The sequence below is a fragment of the Azospirillum sp. A1-3 genome (genome assembly GCF_023806445.1).
Classification (GTDB): Bacteria; Pseudomonadota; Alphaproteobacteria; order Azospirillales; family Azospirillaceae; genus Azospirillum.
Genome location: NZ_JAMSLU010000008.1, coordinates 367,973 through 384,065, shown reverse-complemented (window position 1 = coordinate 384,065; position 16,093 = coordinate 367,973). Strand labels below are relative to the sequence as shown.

The following is a 16,093-nucleotide window of genomic DNA, read 5'->3' as shown; positions in this document are numbered from 1 at the left end:
CCTCACCAGCCCAGCCACTTGCCGTATTCGTGGACGACGTCCTGGGTGATCGCCTCGCGGGAGGTGCGATCCGGCGGCAGGTATTTGTGAAGGCCGCCGCGCAGGATCACCTCCACGCGCCGCTGCCATGCCGCGCGGTTGTCCTGCATTTCCGGGAAGGCGAAGGTCATCGGATGGTAGGCGCGGGCACGGATGGAATAGGAGAACTCCTCCTCCCCGTTGCGCAGCACGGCGATGCCGGCGCTGAAGGCGCCCGTCTCGATCTCGACGCGCCGTCCGTGCCGTTCCAGCTCCAGCGCCACGTCGCGCAGCGCCGGCTGCACCGTCTCGGCGATGAAGCGGGCGACCTCCTGCCGCGCCGCCGTGCCGCCGGGAGGAAGGGAGGTCTGCGCCGCTGTCCGGCGTCCGACCATCGCGGCCAACCGCTGCCGCCAGTCGCCGTCCGCCATTTGCTGTTGCGGCACAGCCCCTTCTGCGGGAGCGCCGGGGCCGATGGATTCGCGGGTCGTGCGCCGGTCCAGCGCCACGCTGCGCTCCTCGCGCAGGCTGACCACAAGACTGATGCACATCAGCACCATGACCACCACGAAGGGCAGAGCGGTGGTGACCGCCGCCGTCTGCAATGCCTGCAATCCGCCGACCAGCAGCAGGATGGCAGCGACGACGCCGGACAGCACCGCCCAGAAGATGCGGGTGGCGATGGGCGGATCCTGGTTGCCGCCGGAGCCGATGATGTCGATGACCAGCGCGCCGGAATCGGCCGAGGTGACGAAGAAGGTGATGACCATCAGCGTGCCGATGGCGGAGGTGATCGTGCTGAGCGGCAGGCGGTCCAGCATGACGAACAGCGCGGTGGGGACGCTGTCGGCCACCGCCTTGGCCATGCCGCCGCCTTCGAACATCTCGATGTGGATGGCGGTTTCGCCGAACACGGTGAACCAGACGAAGGTCAGGGCGACCGGGGCGAACAGCACGCCGCCGATGAACTCGCGGATGGTGCGGCCGCGCGACACCCGCGCGATGAACATGCCGACGAAGGGCGCCCAGGAAATCCACCAGCCCCAATAGAACATGGTCCAGCTGGCCTGCCACTCCGCGCCGGAATAGGGCAGCGTGCGGAAGCTGGTGTAGGGAAGGGTCCACAGGTAGCGGCCGATATTCTCCACCAGGGTGGACAGCAGGAAGACCGTCGGGCCGAGCAGGAAGACGAAGGCCAGCAGCAGGAGCCCGGCCAGCATGTTCAGCTCGCTCAGGCGGCGGATGCCCTTGCCAACGCCGCTGACGGCGGAAGCGGTGGCGATCGCGGTGATGACCACGATCAGCACCATCTGCTGCACCGTGCCGACGCTGAGCAATCCCAGATACTCAAGGCCGGCGTTGATCTGCATGACGCCGAGGCCGAGCGAGGTGGCGATGCCGAACAGCGTGCCGAAGATGGCGACGATGTCGACGATATGGCCGGGCCAGCCACGGATCCTGTCGCCGAGCAGGGGGTAGAGCGCGGAGCGGATCGTCAGCGGCAGGTCATGGCGATAGGCGAAATAACCCAAAGCCAGCCCGACGACGATGTAGATGCCCCAGGCATGCAGGCCCCAATGCAGGAAGGCCAGATTCATCGCCTCGCGCGCGGCGTCCGGCGTTCCGCCTTCGCCGACGCGCGGGTTGGAGAAATGCAGCATCGGTTCGGCGACGCCGTAGAACAGCAGGCCGATGCCCATGCCGGCGCTGAACAGCATGGCGAACCAGGTGGGATAGCTGAATTCCGGCTCGTCATCGTCCTTGCCCAGCTTGATCGCGCTGTAGGGGCTGATGAAGAGCCACAGGGCGAACAGCAGGAATCCGGCGACGGTCAGGACATAGAACCAGCCGAAATTTCCGACGATGGCGGCCTGCACCGCCGAAACGCGGGCGCCGAACGGTTCGGTGAACAGCGCCGCCACCGCAACGAAGAGAAGAATCAATCCTCCCGCAGTGAAAGATACGGTTTTGTTGATCCCATGCATAATGGCACTCCGAAACAAGCCCGGCCAAGCGTAAGCGTGTCGAGACGCTGACAGCACAACGAGCCGGGTGAGTGAATGTTGCGAGCCTGCCAGGAGAAGCCAGTGATCGGCATCCGCGTGCAAACTGCTCGCATCGCGCGAATATCGTATCCGCACAAATCGAAGCGCGGGATCATACATATTTTGCGGGCTCCGTCAAACATCTTGACCTGAGCCATGAGATCATTGGGTGCCAAAAATCTTCTATCAATTGGCATCCTTCTTCTTTGGCGCTCTTCAATATGAAGTATTAAAGGGATTTTTCTGCAGAACCCTCCCGCCCATCCCAAAGGTCTGCCAATCAATACACAGCTTTTCATTCCGCAATCCACGGTACGGACAAAGAAAAAGGGCCGCCGTTTCCGGCAGCCCCTTCCCTTCCGTCCTCGATCCGCCGATCAGGCGGCGGCGCGCTCCTGCCCGAGATGGGCCATGCGGGCCAGCGCCGCCGGCTCGATGGCCACCCGCAGATGGGCGTGGCTGTCGTCGTCGCGGCGGCCGACCACCTCGCCATGGGCGTAGAGCCAGGCGAGAGTCGCGCCGTCGCCATGCGCGACATCCAGTTCCACCAGTTCGCGGCCGGCGGTCATTCGGTCGTCGAGAATGCGGAACAGCGTGTCCAGCCGCCCGCCAGTCGCGGCGGACACCGCGCAGGCGTTTCCGGTCCGCCCGGCGCGGGCGAGCACGGCGTCGAGGTCCGCCCCGTCCAGCAGGTCGATCTTGTTGGCGACCTCGACCACGCGCGGGTCGCGCTCCGGATCGATGCCGAGATCGGCCAGGATCGCCTCCACGTCGGCCTTCTGGGCCTCGGTGTCGGGGTGGGCGATATCGCGGACATGCAGGATGATGTCGGCCGACTGCACCTCCTCCAGCGTGGCGCGGAAGGCCGCGACCAGATGGGTCGGCAGTTCGGAGATGAAACCGACCGTGTCGGACAGGATCACCTTGCGCCCCGACGGCAGCACCACCTGACGCATGGTCGGGTCGAGCGTGGCGAACAGCAGATCCTTTGCGAACACCTCGGCTCCGGCCATCCGGTTGAACAGGGTGGACTTGCCGGCGTTGGTGTAGCCGACCAGCGCCACCACCGGATAGGGCACCTTGGCGCGCGCCTTTCGGTGCAGGCCGCGGGTGCGGCGGACGTCGTCCAGCTCCCGCTTGATCTTGACGATGCGGTTGCCGATCAGGCGGCGGTCAAGCTCCAGCTGCGATTCACCGGGGCCGCCGAGGAAGCCGAAGCCGCCGCGCTGGCGCTCAAGGTGGGTCCAGGACCGCACCAGCCGCGACTTTTGGTAGCTCAGCGACGCCAGTTCGACCTGAAGCTGGCCTTCATGGGTGCGGGCGCGCGCCCCGAAGATCTCCAGGATCAGGCCGGTGCGGTCGATGACCTTCGCCTTCAGCGCCCGTTCCAGGTTGCGCTGCTGCACCGGGGTCAGGGCATGGTCGACGATGACGAGGTCGATGGCCTCGCCCTCCTCCCGCGCGCCTTCGATCAGCTTGGCGTACTGCTCGATGGCGCCGCCTCCCAGCAGGGTGGCCGGGCGCGGCTGGTTGACCTTGACGATTGCGGCCTGCGCCACGTCGAGGTCGATGGCCGCCGCAAGCCCGACCGCTTCCTCCAGCGAGGCTTCGGGGCTGCGGTCGGTCTCGGTCCCGCGCAGGACCGGGTGGAGGACCAGGGCGCGGCCCAAAGCGGAACGCGGGGTGTCGGTGGCTTTCAAATCGGTGGTCTGATGCGTGCCCATGAGGCTCCTTTGTCCGCCCCGGCGCCGGATGCGCGGGGCATGCGCGCATCCCTCGCGGATGCGAAGCTCGGAATTTGGGAAAAAAGAAGGGTCCTCTCCGACCCCACCGGCGGCGCCACGGCACGGGGGAGGGTCGCGGCGGCCTGCGCGTCACGGGGTCGGAGAGGAGAGCGTCGGCACACCCGAGGCGGGAGGCCGAACCGGGGAACTTAGATCAAGGGAAGTCACCGAAGTTGCCGCGCCGGCCGGGAAAGCGGCCTCGTGACGCGATACTGCACTGGGAAAGTCGCTTGGGTGATGGCGTCGCCGCCCACACAGGCTTAAATGATGAGTTCGGCGTTTGAAACAAGGGCGTGGGGACGATTTTCCGGGGGCATCCCCTCACCGGCCCATGTTGTTGCGCGACGCCTGTTCGATGGTCTTGATGTGGGCCAGTCCGGGGAGGATTTCCGAGCGGATGAACTCCAGCCGGCGCACCGGGCCGCCGCCGCGGGCGAAGCGGTGCTTCCACAGATTCATCTTCACCGCCAACCCGCACAGCACGCCGCCGATGGTCAGGTGATGGGTGACGATCAGGTCGCGGATGCTGCGGAAGCTCTCCGGGTTGATGTCGCGCCAGAAATCGCGGGACCGGTTGTCGAAGCTCTCGAAGCGCCCGGTGATGGAGGTGGCGATGTCGGTCAGATCATGGCCGATCTCATCCAGCATGCGGCGCTGGCGGACATCGCGCCGCACCTCGCTGACCTGGAACAGCTCCGCCATCCAGCCGAGGAAGCCCTGCACGTCGGGCACGATGTCGTCCAGGCAGCGCTTGAAATAGGCCAGCGACAGGAAGATGTCGGCATATTCCTCAAGGAAGGCCGGGATCTCCTGCAACGGGATGTCGAGACGGTCGGCGGTCATCTGCAGCCGGCGTCGCGCCTCCTCCAGGTCGGGCTGGGCGAACAGGCGGACCAGTTCGTCCATGCTGGCGATGTCGGCGCCCTGCACGCCATAGACATGCTCCACCAGCGGCCGGGTGAAGACGCGCATGTAGCTGGTCAGCTCCGCCCGCTTGGCGGCCGACAGGCGCAGCGCGTCCGCCCCTTCCACGTCGATGTTCAGGCGGCGCAGCTCAAGCCGCAGGCTGTAGACGTCGAAGCTGGCGGCCTCGCCGATCCGGACGATCTTGCGCAGGTCGCGGCGAAGCTCCGGGCCGTCGATGCCGAAGCATTTCGACAATTGGTTGAGGCCGATCTGACCGCTGCCGGTCTGGGCGTCGTTGAACAACTCCGCCACCGTCTCCAGCCGGACATTCTTGATCAGCCGCGCCCGGCGCAGTCCCGGCGTTTCCAGCGGCAGGATCGACAAGGGCAGGATGTGCAGGGCGTCGCGCCCGTCATCCTCCTCCGTCGCCGAGGCCCCGCGCAAATGCACGGCGGCGGCCCCGGTGGTGGCGGGCGGGCGGATGCGATCGCGGGGCTTGCGGTCTTGTAAGTCGCCGGACCTGCGGTCTTGTAATTCGCCGGACCTGCGGTCCTGGGGGATGCCGGCTGGCGGCTGCACGGCTGGACTCCTCCCGCTTGGCCGAGCCCCGCGGCCTGTCAGAAGCGCGGGAACCTCATCAGCGTCATGGTGATGGACGGATCGATGGAAATGACCGAGGCCCGGCCATTGCGGGAGATCGGTCCGATCGACGGCATGGCGGCGGTCGCGGTGGCGCCGCCATTCTGCATGTCGTACATCGCGGCGAAGCGGTCGAGGAACTTGGCGACCTTCTCCGGACTCTTCAGGTCGGCGATGTCCATGCGCTTTTCCAGCAGCGCCTTCTGCTTGTCGACGTCCAACAGCGCCGTCTGGTCCGGCAGGCCCAGCGTGGTGTAGACCACCTTGCGCAGGGCGTTGTCGGCCATCACCTGATACCAGTTGGAGATGTTCGACGACCGCCGCTGGAAATAGAGGCCGAGGCGCACCGCCGGGTTCCTGTCCTCCGATTCGACCTCCAGCGTCACGTTGACGTAGCGGTCGATGATCGCCTGGACGACGGCCGGCTGCTTCAGGTTGTCGCCGCCGTTTTCGGCGAAGCCGAGCACGGTCGCCATCTCGCGGAACTTGGTGTCGCTCATCCGGTTGGCGGTGGAATACTGGTCGCTCACCCCTTCTTCCAGAACCTTGCGGATCAGGCCGCGCGACTTCGCCTGACTGCCAAGGTCGAAGGCGTCCAGGACGAAGCGATAGAGCTTGTCGTCCTTCATGAAGTCTTCGGTGCTGGTGATCTTGCCGATGTTGTCCTGGAAATAGGAGATGGCGCGCTGCACCGCCGGGCGGCTGCGCACCGCCTGTTCGTAGCGGTCGTGGTTCTTGCTGACCATGCGCAGATCGACCAGCGTCGTCATGGCCTTAGCTCCCCGCGTGGTGGCCGATGCCGTCCGTCTGGAGGGAAGGGGCCTGGATGGACGGCGCCGGAGCGGAGGGGGCCGGCGACAGCAGCGTGCCTTCATACTCCATCACCGGACGCAGGGCGGACAGCGCCTTGTAATAGTCGCGCTCGCCGATATGGCCCATGGCGCGGGCGATGCGGTCCTGGATGTCCGGGCGGGTGAAGGTGGTGTAGAGCTGCGCCATCATCTCCGCCGCCGCACCGCTGCCGCTGGCGGCGACGGTGGGGTCGAGCAGCATGCTCTGGATCAGGAAATAGGCGCGGCGCACCGGGGTCACCGCATCCTCTTCCTGCAGGATGTCGCTGCCGCGGATGATCTGGGCGAAATTGGAGATGGTCAGGGTGTAGCGGCGGTTCTCGTTCTGCACGACGCAGCCGTTGATGACCACCCGCTCGCACGGCTTCAGGCGCAGCTTAAGTGCCATAGGACAGATCCTCCGTCGCCAGCTCGCGTGCACCCTGCGCCGCCCCTTGCAGGCCCCGCATCACCGAGCGGTTGATGTGGAGCAGCAGGTCGATGCCGCCCTCGCCGCGCAGCACCCGTTGGGTGTTGCGGTTCACCGCGAAGGACAGCGAGACCAGACCGGCGCGCAGCGCCTCCGGCAGGGCGTTGCCGTCCTCCAGCAGGTCGGCGCGCAGGGCGTTCCACAGCTCCAGGTTCCGCCAAAGCGCGTCCTTCAGCGCGGCGGAGCGCCAGTCGGCGTTGCGGTTGTTCTCCAGCGCCAGGGTGATCCGCAGGAACACCCGGTACTCGATCTTTCGCGGATCGTCGCACTCGGCGATGGTCTGGTGGTAGGCGGCGATGCTCATGGGCGCACCCCTGCGATGGGGGTCCTTGGCGGCGGGAAGCCGGACCGGTTGCGGTGGGTCTTTATAAGGACGGGCGAATGGCCGGCCGTCGGCGATGCCCGCTCCGCTCCTGCTGCGGGCAGTGTGAACGGGCATGGCCGACGGGGCGGCGCCATCGTCCAGGGGATTGGACGATGACGCCGCCCATCAGGGACTTAGCGGAACAGCGACAGGATGTTCTGCGGACCCTGGTTGGCGATCGACAGAGCCTGGATGGCGAGCTGCTGCTGGACCTGGAGGGCCTGCAGGCGGCTCGATTCCTCGTTCATGTCGGCATCGACCAGGGCGCCGATGCCCTTGTTCATCGAGTCGGTCAGCTTCGACACGAAGTCGTTCTGCACCGACACGCGGTTCTCGATCGAGCCGATGACCGACGCCTTGCCGATGGCGCTGTCGAGCAGCTTGTTGATGACCTCGAGCGACTTCTTGGAGTTGTTGACCACGTCGATCTGGGTCAGATCGGCGAGGCCGCCGAAGGCGTCGCTCTCCTTCGAGCCGACCCACAGGCCGGACACCTGGGCGGTGAAGTTGCCGTCGGTGTTCTTGTCCTGGTCGGTGAAGGTCAGCGTGTCACCGGTGAAGGCGACCTGGAAGTCGCCGCCGGCGGCGGTCAGGGCCGTGTTCACCGCCGTGGCGATGTTGCCCTGGGTGGTCGCCAGATCGGTGTCGTAGGTCTGGGCCGACAGGTCGACCGTCACATCGGCCTTGGAGCCGTCTTCCTTGGTCACCGTCAGCGTCAGGCTGCCGAGACCCAGGTTCTGGCCGTCGATGAAGGTGTCGCCGGGGGCGCCGAGCTTGATGTCGACCTTGGCCTTGGTGGCGTTGGTCGAATCGACCTGCTGCTCGATGGTGGCCTTGCCGACGATCGATTCCACGCGCATGTCCTGGCGCTGGAACTCGATGTAGCTCGGATCGACGCTGCCGTCGCTGCGGCTCAGCGAGGCCAGGATGGCGACGTTCTTGTCCTTGGCCGTGCCGTCGTTGGAGTAGGCGACGCGCAGCAGGTTGTCGCCGTTGAAGGAGGCGTCGGCGGCGGCGCCCTTGATCAGCTTCACCAGCTGGTCGACGTCGTTCTGGATCAGCGACTTGTCGACGCCGTTGGTCTGGCCGGCGATGACACGGGCCTTCAGCGTCTGCAGGTTCTCGACGATGTTCTTGGAGGCCACCGACGCGGTGTTGGTGGTGCCGGACCCCAGCTCCAGCGATTCCTTCACCGCCTTGAAGCCGGCGACGTCGGCCTTCATGGTCGTGGCGATCGACCAGTAGGCGGCGTTGTCCTTGGCGTTGTTCACCTTCAGGCCGGTCGAGATGCGGTCCTGCGTGGTCTCCAGATCCCCGGTCACGCGACGCAGGGTCTGCAGCGCGGTCATGGCGGAGGTGTTCGTCATAATCGAGGCCATGGGTATCTCCATTCGCGAGATGCATGGCGCCTTTCTGACGCCGGGGCCATTCGCGCCGGCCTTCCCGATCCATTGTGCGGGGGCGCGAGCGGCAAATTCGAGGATGACCGAGCCGGTTTAAGCCGGAGTAAAAAATCGCACGTGTTCGGGACGGACGGGGTGGTCGGCGCTGCTCAACGCTGCTCAACGCCCGATGGCGCGGGTGGCGGCGGGGGCGGCGCTGCGCGGCACCACCGGCGGGATGAAGGGCACGCGGGGGCCGGCCAGCCCGCCGGCGCTCGACCAGCGGTCCAGCATCAGCTGGGCGCGGTCGGGAGCGACATGGTCGGGCGGCGCCTCGAACTTGTAGCCGCGGCCATAGACCGTCTCGATGTAGCGGCCGCCGCCGGTCGCCGTGTCGATCTTCTTGCGCAGCTTGCAGATATAGACGTCGATCACCTTGTCGAGCGGGTCGGAGCCGGACAGGCCGTAGACCTCCTCGTAGATGTGCTCCTTCGACACCACGCGGCGGTGGTTGAGGGCCAGCACCGACAGGATCGCGTGCTCCCGCTGGCTGAGGCGCAGGCGCTCGCCGTCCACCTCCGGGTCGCGGCCGTCGAGGAAGACGGTCAGGCGGCCGACCGTGACCGCATTGCTGGTCAGCCCGTAGGAACGGCGGCGGATCGCCTCCAGCCGGGCGCGGATCTCGGTGCTGACCACCGGCTTCACCAGCACGTCGTCCGCCCCGGCCCGCAGGATGCCGGCGGTGGTGTTGGCGCAGCGGCGTTCGATCAGGCAGATGATCGCGGCGGTCACGTTGCGGGCACGGAGCATGGCAACGCAGGCCTCGGTATCGCCGACGTCGCCGATGATGATCGCGTCATGTCCGATGTCGATGGAGCCATGCCCGCCCACCAGATCGCGCAGGCCATTCAGGTCCAAACGGTCATGGTTAACCTTGCACAGGGCGAGTTGCTTACCGATGGCGTCGGCGATCAGATCGGCTGGCTCAATCAGCAAAGCCTGCATTGGATTCTCCATTGTCGAGCAAGCGCAGATAAAGCATTGATTTTTACGCAATTGCGTTGATGTCACATGCTTATCACAGCCCCAAAAGAACCCATCGAAAGGCGATGTGTCAACACTTTGGGGTAGCCGAGTTGATATAGGACATTCGAGCGTTTTACCCCGTTTTAATATTTTCGTTTGGATAAACACTGGATAAATTTTTATGTAACACGGGTTTTACTTTGAAATTTGGCATGACTTTATAATGATCATCACAAGCAATCAGCAATCATCCCGCCAGCCATGGTTAACGACAGTAATCGGGTGGAAAACCACTCCTCATGAATATGAACGCTGGTTTAACCCTGATGCCCTAGCGTCGCCGGGCATCCGCGTTTGAGGAGGTTCCATGTCCGGAACGAAGGCACCCGTCTTGCCGGCGGCGGTCGCCGCTGCTTGCCTGTCCGTGCTGGCGGGCTGTGCGCAATTGTCGCAGGCGCCCGACAGCGATTACCGCCAAGCCCTTGAAAAAGCGCTCACCGCCGGTCAATGCGACGGCGATGCGGTGCGCGACATGTGGTCGGCCTATGGACGGTGGTATGCGGTGGCGTCGTCAATCGCCGGCCACCCGAAGACCGACGAGGCCGTGGCCCTGCTGCGCCAGGGCGACCAATTCCGGATCCTGAACTGCACGGAGGTGGCGCGCGCGTCCTACCGGACGCTGATCCACCACTTCCCTGAGGACGGCTATGCCGCGATGCGCGAGGCCGCGCGTAACTCGCTGCGGACGCTGCCGCCGCCGCTTCCCGCTCCGGGCGGGCCGACCCAGATCAGGCCGGTCAGGGAGATTTGAGGGGGGATACCGGCTACAGCGCCAGATCGGACGACAGGGGCCGGTCCAGTCCCAGCCAGGCGTCGGCCAGCGGGCCGACGGTCAGCGCGCCGTCCAGCCGGCAGTCGGTCAGGGCGGCGCGGAAGGTCTCGTGAAGGTCGGCCAGGGCGGAGGACGGCAATCCCGTCGCCAGACGCAGGGTTACGTCCAGCCGGCGGCCGACGAGCGTCGCCATCAGTTGCACCGGACCCAGCCGCTGCGGCCGGGCCTGGAGCACCAGGGTGATGCGGTCGGACAGGCCGTCTTCGATGCCGACGGCGCACAGCAGGCTGTCGTCGCTGTCCAGAAGCGGCACGCGCGACAGCCGCCACAGCCGTCCGTCCACCGGCTGGAAGCGCGAGGCCAGCGCCCGGTCGCTGTCGTCGAGCAGCAGCCCGCCGTCGAGATCCTCCAGCCGGGCCGCCGCCTCCGGTCCCAGCCAGCCGCGGCAGCCTTCTGCCGTCGCCGCCAGGAATAGGGCGAGAGCGGCGCCGAAGGTCGAATCGCAGCGCGGCAGGCATCCCCGCGCCAGCGCCGCATCGTCCGGCGACAGCGAATCGAGCAGGTCGAGCAGGCGGCGCACGAGCGGTCCGGCCTCGTCCCCGTCATCCGTGGCGCGCGGGGCGGGTGACGGCGTCGCGGCGAACTGCGCGGCCAGCAGTTCCGGCGGCGGCACATGCCGGGGGACGAGGTCGCGCCCAGCCATTCAGTTGGTTCCCATTGCTTGCCGTTCCGCTCAATAGACGACGGTGTCGGCGTCGTCGGATTGCGGGATGATGATGGTGCCGTCGTCGGCCATCGCCTTGGCGACGCGGACGATCTCCCCCTGGGCGTCGTTGACGTCGCGCATGCGCAAGGGACCCATGTTCTCGATCTCGTCCAGCAGGATCAGGCGGGCGCGCTCCGACAGAACCGACAGGAAATGGTCGCGCTGGGCCGCCGGCGCCCCCTTCAGCGCGATGGCGAGCTGGCCGGTGTCGCAACGGCGGATCACCGCCTGCAATGACACGCGGTCCAGCCGCATCAGATCCTCGAAGGTGAACATCAGCTGCTTGATGCGCTGGGTCGGCTCCGGCATCACCGTTTCCAGATCGTCGAAAATCTCGGTCAGCGTCTCGCGGTCGATGCGGTTGAAGATGTCGGCCATCCGCTCCAGCGAATCGTTGCCGTGGGTGCGGGCATAGTTCGCCATGAACTCGTTGTGCAGGATCGATTCGATGTCCAGCAGCACCTCGCGCTGCACCGACTCGATCTGGATCATGCGCTCGATCACCTCGGTGCGGATGGCGGGGGGCAGCAGGACCAGCACCTTGGCGGCGTGGTCGGCGCGCATCTTGGACAGGATGACCGCCGCCGTCTGGGGATATTCGCCGGCAAGATAGCTGGCGAGCACCCCCTCGTTCACATTGGACATCTTCTCCCACATGGTCCGGCCGGCGGGGCCGCGGATCTCGCCCATGATCTCCGTCACGCGGTCGGCCGGCAGGAAGCGGTTCAGCATCCGCTCCGTGCTGTCGTAGGAACCGACGACCGACCCGGCATTGGCGAAGCGTTCGGTGAAGATGCGCATCAGCGTCTCCACCAGATTGGAGGTGACGTTGCCAAGAGTCGCCATCGCCCGGCTGACGAGGCGGATTTCATCCTCGTCCAACCGTTCCATCAGCCGCGAGCCGCGCTCCTCGCCCAGCGCCAGGAAGATGACGGCGCTTTTCTCGATGCCGGTAAGGCTCTTGTAGTTCTCACGGATCTTGATCGGCGATCCCATGGCGTCACCTCAGAAGGAATAATCGGCGGAGGGGGCGGAGGGCGGGGCGGTACCGGACGCGTCGGCCGGCGGCAGGGCCAGAGCACGGTCGTGGCGGAAGGCGACCGCCATCACCGCACCGGCCACCAGCAGCAGCGGGTGCGGGATCAGCGGGTTGGGGTCGAGAGCGGCCAGCAGCCCGGCGACCGAGCCGTCCTCCGGCACCGCGACGCCGCGGCGGCGGGCCAGGGCGAGAAGGCTGTCGGCCAAACTGGCGGGGGGGCTGGCAGGGGGATCGGCGGGAGCGTCGTCCATCCTCACACCCCGTAGGAGCGGATCAGGCTGCCGGCGATCAGGAACCAGCCGTCGGTCAGCACGAAGAAGATGATCTTGAAGGGCAGCGCGATCATCACCGGCGGCAGCATCATCATGCCCATCGCCATCAGGATCGCCGCCACCACCATGTCGATCACCAGGAAGGGCAGGAACAGCAGGAAGCCGATCTCGAACGCACGACGCAGTTCCGACAGCAGGAAGGCCGGCATCAGCAGCCGCAGATCGACGCTTTCCGCCGTCACCGGGCGCTCGTCCTTAGCCAGTGCCGTATCTTCGGTGGCCGGCTTCGGCTTTGCCGTGAAGGCGGCGAAGGCGGCGAGGTCGCGTTCGCGAACATGGGAGGCCATGAAGCCGCGGAACGGCTCGATCATGCGCTCCAAGCCCTGTTCCTGGGTGACCTGCTCGTTCAGCAGCGGGCGGAGGCCGTCCTGCCAGGCGCTGTCGATCACCGGCCCCATGATGTGGAAGGTCAGGAACATGGCGAGGCTGACCAGCACCATGTTCGGCGGCGACTGCTGCAGGCCGAGCGCCGAGCGCAGCAGCGACAGCACGACGATGATGCGGGTGAAGCAGGTGACCATGATCAGCAGGCCGGGCGCGACGCTGAGCACCGTCAGCAGCACGATGCCCTGGACGATGCGCCCCGACAGGCTGGCGCCATCCGTCAGCGATCCCAGCGCGCCCAGGTTGAGGTCGAGCGGCGCCGCCGCGGCCGGGCCGGCGGCGAGGAGGAGGGCCAGGAGGAGGATCAGGGGGCGGAGGCGCATGCGGGGACTTTCGGGGGGTTCCCCCTCTCCCCCCGGGGAGAGGGTCGGGGTGAGGGGGATGCATAAGTAGGATTCTTGGGAAAGGGCCGCCGCGCGTCCCCCTCACCCTAACCCTCTCCCCGGGGGGAGAGGGGATTCTGCTCAGTCGATCTCCAGCTCGGTCCGCACGATCTCGGTCAGGGTCACGCCCAGCCGCTGGTCCTCGACGATCACCACTTCGCCGCGGGCGACCAGACGGTGGTTGACCAGCACCTCGACCGGTTCATCCACCTTGCGCTCCAGCTCCAGCACGGCGCCGCGGCCGAGCTTCAGCAGTTGCGCCACCAGCATGCTGGTGCGGCCAAGGACGACCTGAACGTCCACCGGCACGTTGTAGATCGCGTTCATCGGGCCGTCGTAAGGCTTGTCGCCATTCCGCTCGACGGCCTTCTCAGCCTGCTTGGGATCGTCGTCGAGCATGTCGAGGTTCAAGGGAGGCATGAGGGTTCTCGCTTCGGATCGTTAAAGGTCGGAGGACAGCGCCGGTGTCAGGGCGGCGGCGGCGCGGTCGGTGAGGTCGGCGACGGCGGCCTCGATGGCGGCGGGATCGCGGCGGAGGGAGCCGGCGCCCCAGCTCGCCTCCACGGCGCCGACCGCCAGCGCCGGGTCGCCCTGGATATCGAGACGGCCCTGGAAGACGCCCTGCCCGGCCAGCCGCTCTTCCAGCGGGCGACAAAGCGAGGGGTGAAGGCGCAGGGTCAGCACGGGGGCCTGTCCGGCGGTGCGCAGGGCGTCGGCGGCGAGACGCTCGACCTCGGCACGGGCGACCTGATCGAGCAGGCGCGGCGCCATGCGGCGGACCAGCGCCAGCAGCACGAAGGCGCCCTGGGCCTCCAGCCGCTCCATCAGGGCGGCATGGTCGGCGTCGAGCGCCGCCATCCGCTGGGCCAGTTGGTCGAGGGTGGCGGACAGCTCCGCCTCGATGCGGCGGGCGGCGGAGAGTTCGCCGTCACGGCGGCCCTGGGCGAGCCCCTCGGCAAGTGCGGTCTCGCGGGCCTTGTCCAGCGCCGCCCGGTGCTCGCGTTCCGACAAAGTCGGCAGGTCGAGCGGGTCGACGGTCTCTACCTCGGCAGGCTCCGCGACCGCGACGGGGGCGCCGAAGCGGTGGTCGAAGCGGTAGCGCGGGTAGGCGGCCATCACGCCACCTCCTCATAGAGCCAGGAGCGCAGGATATCGATGGCCTCGTCCGGATACTGGTCGACCAGCTCGCCCAGCCGGCGGATGGAGGAGGCGCGGACGCGGCCCTCGACGGTGCGCAGCTCGATCAGCTGGTCCATCGTCTCTTCGATGCCCAGCTGCGGCGCCATCGGGGCGGCGGCCAGGGCGGGGTCGGCTTCCTCGCCGTCGGCGGGCATCGCACCGGCGGCGGCGGTTGCCGCATTGGCCGGGCCGGTCAATTGCGGCATGGCGCCGCCGGCCGGGGCGGCCAGCGCCGGGGCTTCCGCCACCACCGGCTCCGGCGCCGGGAAGACGCGGCGGATCAGCGGACGCAGGCCGACCAGGATCACCAGGGCGGAGAGCACCAGCAGGATCACCCACTGAATCAGCGTCATGATGTTGCGGGTCAACGTCTCGGCGATCTCGTCGCCCAGCGGGCGCGGCGCGAGGTCGGGGGCGAGATCGACGAATTCCAGATTGTCCACCGTAACCCGGTCGCCGCGCGCCTCGCTGAAGCCCATGGCGGAGCGGACCAGCTCGCTTAGGCGCTGAAGCTCTTCCGCGCTACGCGGCTCGTACTGGCGGGTGCCGTCGGCGGCGGTCTTCCAGGTGCCGTTGACCAGCACGGCGACGCTGAGGCGGCGGACGTCGCCGGGCTCGATCACCGTTTCGCGGCTGACGTTGGAGATCTCGTAGTTGACCGTCTCCTCCTGCCGCTTGCTGTCGTTGGAGGATTGCGGGCCTTGCGACTGGGCGCGGACGTCGCGCTGCGGCAGGTTCTGTTCGGCGGTGACCGGCGGTTCGCCGTTGGTGTCCTGGCTGCGGTCCTGCTCCTGCACCGTCTGGGTGGAGCGGACGACCTGGCTGTTGGGGTCGAAGGTCTGGCTGCGCACCACCTCGCGCTTGGTCTCCACCTCGGCGGCGACCTGGACGCGGACGTTGCCGGCGCCGAGGCGGGCCGTCAGCATCTGCTCCACCGCGCGGGCGACGCGGGTTTCCGCCGCGACGCGCAGTCCGTCGGTGCGGGCCGAGGCCAGCCCGGGGCCGTCATCCTCGGTCAGCAGAAGCTCGCCGGAGGAATCCATCACCGTCACGGCGCTGGGTTTCAGGTTCGGCACAGCGGCGGAGACGAGGTGGCGGATCGACAGGGCCTGCTTGCGGTCCATCGATCCCCGGCCACGCATGCGCACCACCACCGACGCGGTCGGCTTGGGGGCGTTGCGCGAGAACTCCTCGCGTTCCGGCAGGACGATGTGGACGCGGGCGGCCTCGACGCCGGACAGCGTTTCGATGGTGCGGCCGAGTTCTCCCTCCATGGCGCGCAGGCGGTTGATGCGCTGCATGAAGCTGGTGATGCCGAGCGGCTTGTCGGTGTCGAACAGCTCGTAACCGACGCCGCCGTGCAACGGCAGGCCCTTTTCCGCCAGCGCCATGCGGACGCGGGAGACGTCGGCCTGCGGCACGCTGATCGTCGTGCCATCGAAGCCGGCGTTGACCGGGACGCCCATCTCCTGCACCGCCTTGGCGATGCGGCCGGCCTCCGCCGGTTCCAGGCCGCTGTAGAGCGCGGTCATGTGCGGCTGCGACAGCAGCAGCGCCATGCCGGCGACGGCCAGGACGATGCCGAGCCCGGTGCCCGCCAGGACGAGCAGCCGACCGCGCCCCAACGACCGCAAGGTGTCGATCAGACTGTCCACGGTTCCCCGCACCTTTAAAGTTTCTGAAAATCGGCGGGC

The 16,093-nt window shown here is 67.2% G+C and carries 16 protein-coding genes; 1 reads left to right on the top strand and 15 read right to left on the bottom strand.

Annotation, left to right across the window (positions count from 1 at the left end):
* Window positions 1-2: 2 nt before the first annotated feature.
* From M5E06_RS34745 to M5E06_RS34705, 8 genes are all read right to left on the bottom strand, one after another.
* On the bottom strand, window positions 3-2,003 hold the full coding sequence (locus tag M5E06_RS34745) for a BCCT family transporter (RefSeq protein WP_286209138.1): 2,001 nt from the start codon (window positions 2,001-2,003) through the stop codon (window positions 3-5).
* 437 nt (window positions 2,004-2,440) lie between these two features.
* Window positions 2,441-3,787, bottom strand: a complete 1,347-nt coding sequence (gene hflX, locus M5E06_RS34740) for a GTPase HflX (protein WP_252142147.1) — start codon at window positions 3,785-3,787, stop codon at window positions 2,441-2,443.
* Window positions 3,788-4,168: 381 nt separating this feature from the next.
* The gene (locus M5E06_RS34735; protein WP_252142146.1) at window positions 4,169-5,203 is read right to left on the bottom strand and encodes a hypothetical protein; all 1,035 of its coding nucleotides are present in this window, start codon (window positions 5,201-5,203) and stop codon (window positions 4,169-4,171) included.
* A 167-nt stretch (window positions 5,204-5,370) separates the two neighbouring features.
* Entirely contained in the window at window positions 5,371-6,162 is a 792-nt protein-coding gene (locus M5E06_RS34730; RefSeq protein ID WP_109154031.1) for a DUF1217 domain-containing protein, read from the bottom strand.
* A gap of 4 nt (window positions 6,163-6,166) precedes the next feature.
* Window positions 6,167-6,631 (bottom strand): flagellar biosynthesis repressor FlbT, encoded by a 465-nt coding sequence (locus M5E06_RS34725; protein ID WP_252142145.1) that lies wholly within the window; start codon window positions 6,629-6,631, stop codon window positions 6,167-6,169.
* On the bottom strand, window positions 6,621-7,016 hold the full coding sequence (locus M5E06_RS34720; protein ID WP_252142144.1) for a flagellar biosynthesis regulator FlaF: 396 nt from the start codon (window positions 7,014-7,016) through the stop codon (window positions 6,621-6,623). The genes M5E06_RS34725 and M5E06_RS34720 overlap by 11 nt, the downstream gene beginning before the upstream one ends.
* A 194-nt stretch (window positions 7,017-7,210) precedes the next feature.
* Entirely contained in the window at window positions 7,211-8,455 is a 1,245-nt protein-coding gene (locus M5E06_RS35780) for a flagellin N-terminal helical domain-containing protein (RefSeq protein WP_109154034.1), read from the bottom strand.
* A 183-nt stretch (window positions 8,456-8,638) separates the two neighbouring features.
* Window positions 8,639-9,463, bottom strand: a complete 825-nt coding sequence (locus M5E06_RS34705; RefSeq protein WP_109154035.1) for a winged helix-turn-helix domain-containing protein — start codon at window positions 9,461-9,463, stop codon at window positions 8,639-8,641.
* A gap of 388 nt (window positions 9,464-9,851) precedes the next feature.
* On the opposite strand from M5E06_RS34705, the gene M5E06_RS34700 reads away from it, so the two are divergent.
* A complete protein-coding gene (locus tag M5E06_RS34700) occupies window positions 9,852-10,295 on the top strand; it encodes a hypothetical protein (protein WP_252142143.1) in 444 nt (147 codons plus the stop codon).
* A 13-nt stretch (window positions 10,296-10,308) separates the two neighbouring features.
* On the opposite strand, the gene M5E06_RS34695 is transcribed toward M5E06_RS34700, so the two are convergent.
* The 7 genes from M5E06_RS34695 to fliF all read right to left on the bottom strand — a co-directional run bounded on the left by M5E06_RS34695 (window position 10,309) and on the right by fliF (window position 16,054).
* Complete coding sequence (locus M5E06_RS34695) at window positions 10,309-11,019, bottom strand: hypothetical protein (RefSeq protein ID WP_252142142.1); 711 nt, start codon at window positions 11,017-11,019, stop codon at window positions 10,309-10,311.
* A gap of 30 nt (window positions 11,020-11,049) precedes the next feature.
* On the bottom strand, window positions 11,050-12,078 hold the full coding sequence (locus M5E06_RS34690) for a flagellar motor switch protein FliG (protein WP_109152919.1): 1,029 nt from the start codon (window positions 12,076-12,078) through the stop codon (window positions 11,050-11,052).
* A gap of 9 nt (window positions 12,079-12,087) precedes the next feature.
* Window positions 12,088-12,372 (bottom strand): hypothetical protein, encoded by a 285-nt coding sequence (locus tag M5E06_RS34685; RefSeq protein WP_252142141.1) that lies wholly within the window; start codon window positions 12,370-12,372, stop codon window positions 12,088-12,090.
* A 2-nt stretch (window positions 12,373-12,374) separates the two neighbouring features.
* Entirely contained in the window at window positions 12,375-13,160 is a 786-nt protein-coding gene (gene fliP, locus M5E06_RS34680; RefSeq protein WP_252142140.1) for a flagellar type III secretion system pore protein FliP, read from the bottom strand.
* 141 nt (window positions 13,161-13,301) lie between these two features.
* Window positions 13,302-13,640, bottom strand: coding sequence for a flagellar motor switch protein FliN (fliN, locus tag M5E06_RS34675; RefSeq protein WP_252142139.1), 339 nt, complete (start codon window positions 13,638-13,640; stop codon window positions 13,302-13,304).
* A gap of 21 nt (window positions 13,641-13,661) precedes the next feature.
* Complete coding sequence (locus M5E06_RS34670; RefSeq protein ID WP_252142138.1) at window positions 13,662-14,336, bottom strand: FliH/SctL family protein; 675 nt, start codon at window positions 14,334-14,336, stop codon at window positions 13,662-13,664.
* Window positions 14,336-16,054 (bottom strand): flagellar basal-body MS-ring/collar protein FliF, encoded by a 1,719-nt coding sequence (gene fliF / locus M5E06_RS34665; protein WP_252142137.1) that lies wholly within the window; start codon window positions 16,052-16,054, stop codon window positions 14,336-14,338. The genes M5E06_RS34670 and fliF overlap by 1 nt, the downstream gene beginning before the upstream one ends.
* Window positions 16,055-16,093 lie beyond the last annotated feature (39 nt).

Bases quoted from the DNA above. Each gene is read 5' to 3' on its own strand.
- M5E06_RS34670 (WP_252142138.1), bottom strand. From the start codon at position 14,336: ATGGCCGCCTACCCGCGCTACCGCTTCGACCACCGCTTCGGCGCCCCC.
- M5E06_RS34705 (WP_109154035.1), bottom strand. From the start codon at position 9,463: ATGCAGGCTTTGCTGATTGAGCCAGCCGATCTGATCGCCGACGCCATC.
- M5E06_RS34685 (WP_252142141.1), bottom strand. From the start codon at position 12,372: ATGGACGACGCTCCCGCCGATCCCCCTGCCAGCCCCCCCGCCAGTTTG.
- fliN (WP_252142139.1), bottom strand. From the start codon at position 13,640: ATGCCTCCCTTGAACCTCGACATGCTCGACGACGATCCCAAGCAGGCT.
- M5E06_RS34730 (WP_109154031.1), bottom strand. From the start codon at position 6,162: ATGACGACGCTGGTCGATCTGCGCATGGTCAGCAAGAACCACGACCGC.
- M5E06_RS34725 (WP_252142145.1), bottom strand. From the start codon at position 6,631: ATGGCACTTAAGCTGCGCCTGAAGCCGTGCGAGCGGGTGGTCATCAAC.
- M5E06_RS34700 (WP_252142143.1), top strand. From the start codon at position 9,852: ATGTCCGGAACGAAGGCACCCGTCTTGCCGGCGGCGGTCGCCGCTGCT.
- M5E06_RS35780 (WP_109154034.1), bottom strand. From the start codon at position 8,455: ATGGCCTCGATTATGACGAACACCTCCGCCATGACCGCGCTGCAGACC.
- M5E06_RS34690 (WP_109152919.1), bottom strand. From the start codon at position 12,078: ATGGGATCGCCGATCAAGATCCGTGAGAACTACAAGAGCCTTACCGGC.
- hflX (WP_252142147.1), bottom strand. From the start codon at position 3,787: ATGGGCACGCATCAGACCACCGATTTGAAAGCCACCGACACCCCGCGT.
- M5E06_RS34720 (WP_252142144.1), bottom strand. From the start codon at position 7,016: ATGAGCATCGCCGCCTACCACCAGACCATCGCCGAGTGCGACGATCCG.
- M5E06_RS34745 (WP_286209138.1), bottom strand. From the start codon at position 2,003: ATGCATGGGATCAACAAAACCGTATCTTTCACTGCGGGAGGATTGATT.
- fliP (WP_252142140.1), bottom strand. From the start codon at position 13,160: ATGCGCCTCCGCCCCCTGATCCTCCTCCTGGCCCTCCTCCTCGCCGCC.
- M5E06_RS34695 (WP_252142142.1), bottom strand. From the start codon at position 11,019: ATGGCTGGGCGCGACCTCGTCCCCCGGCATGTGCCGCCGCCGGAACTG.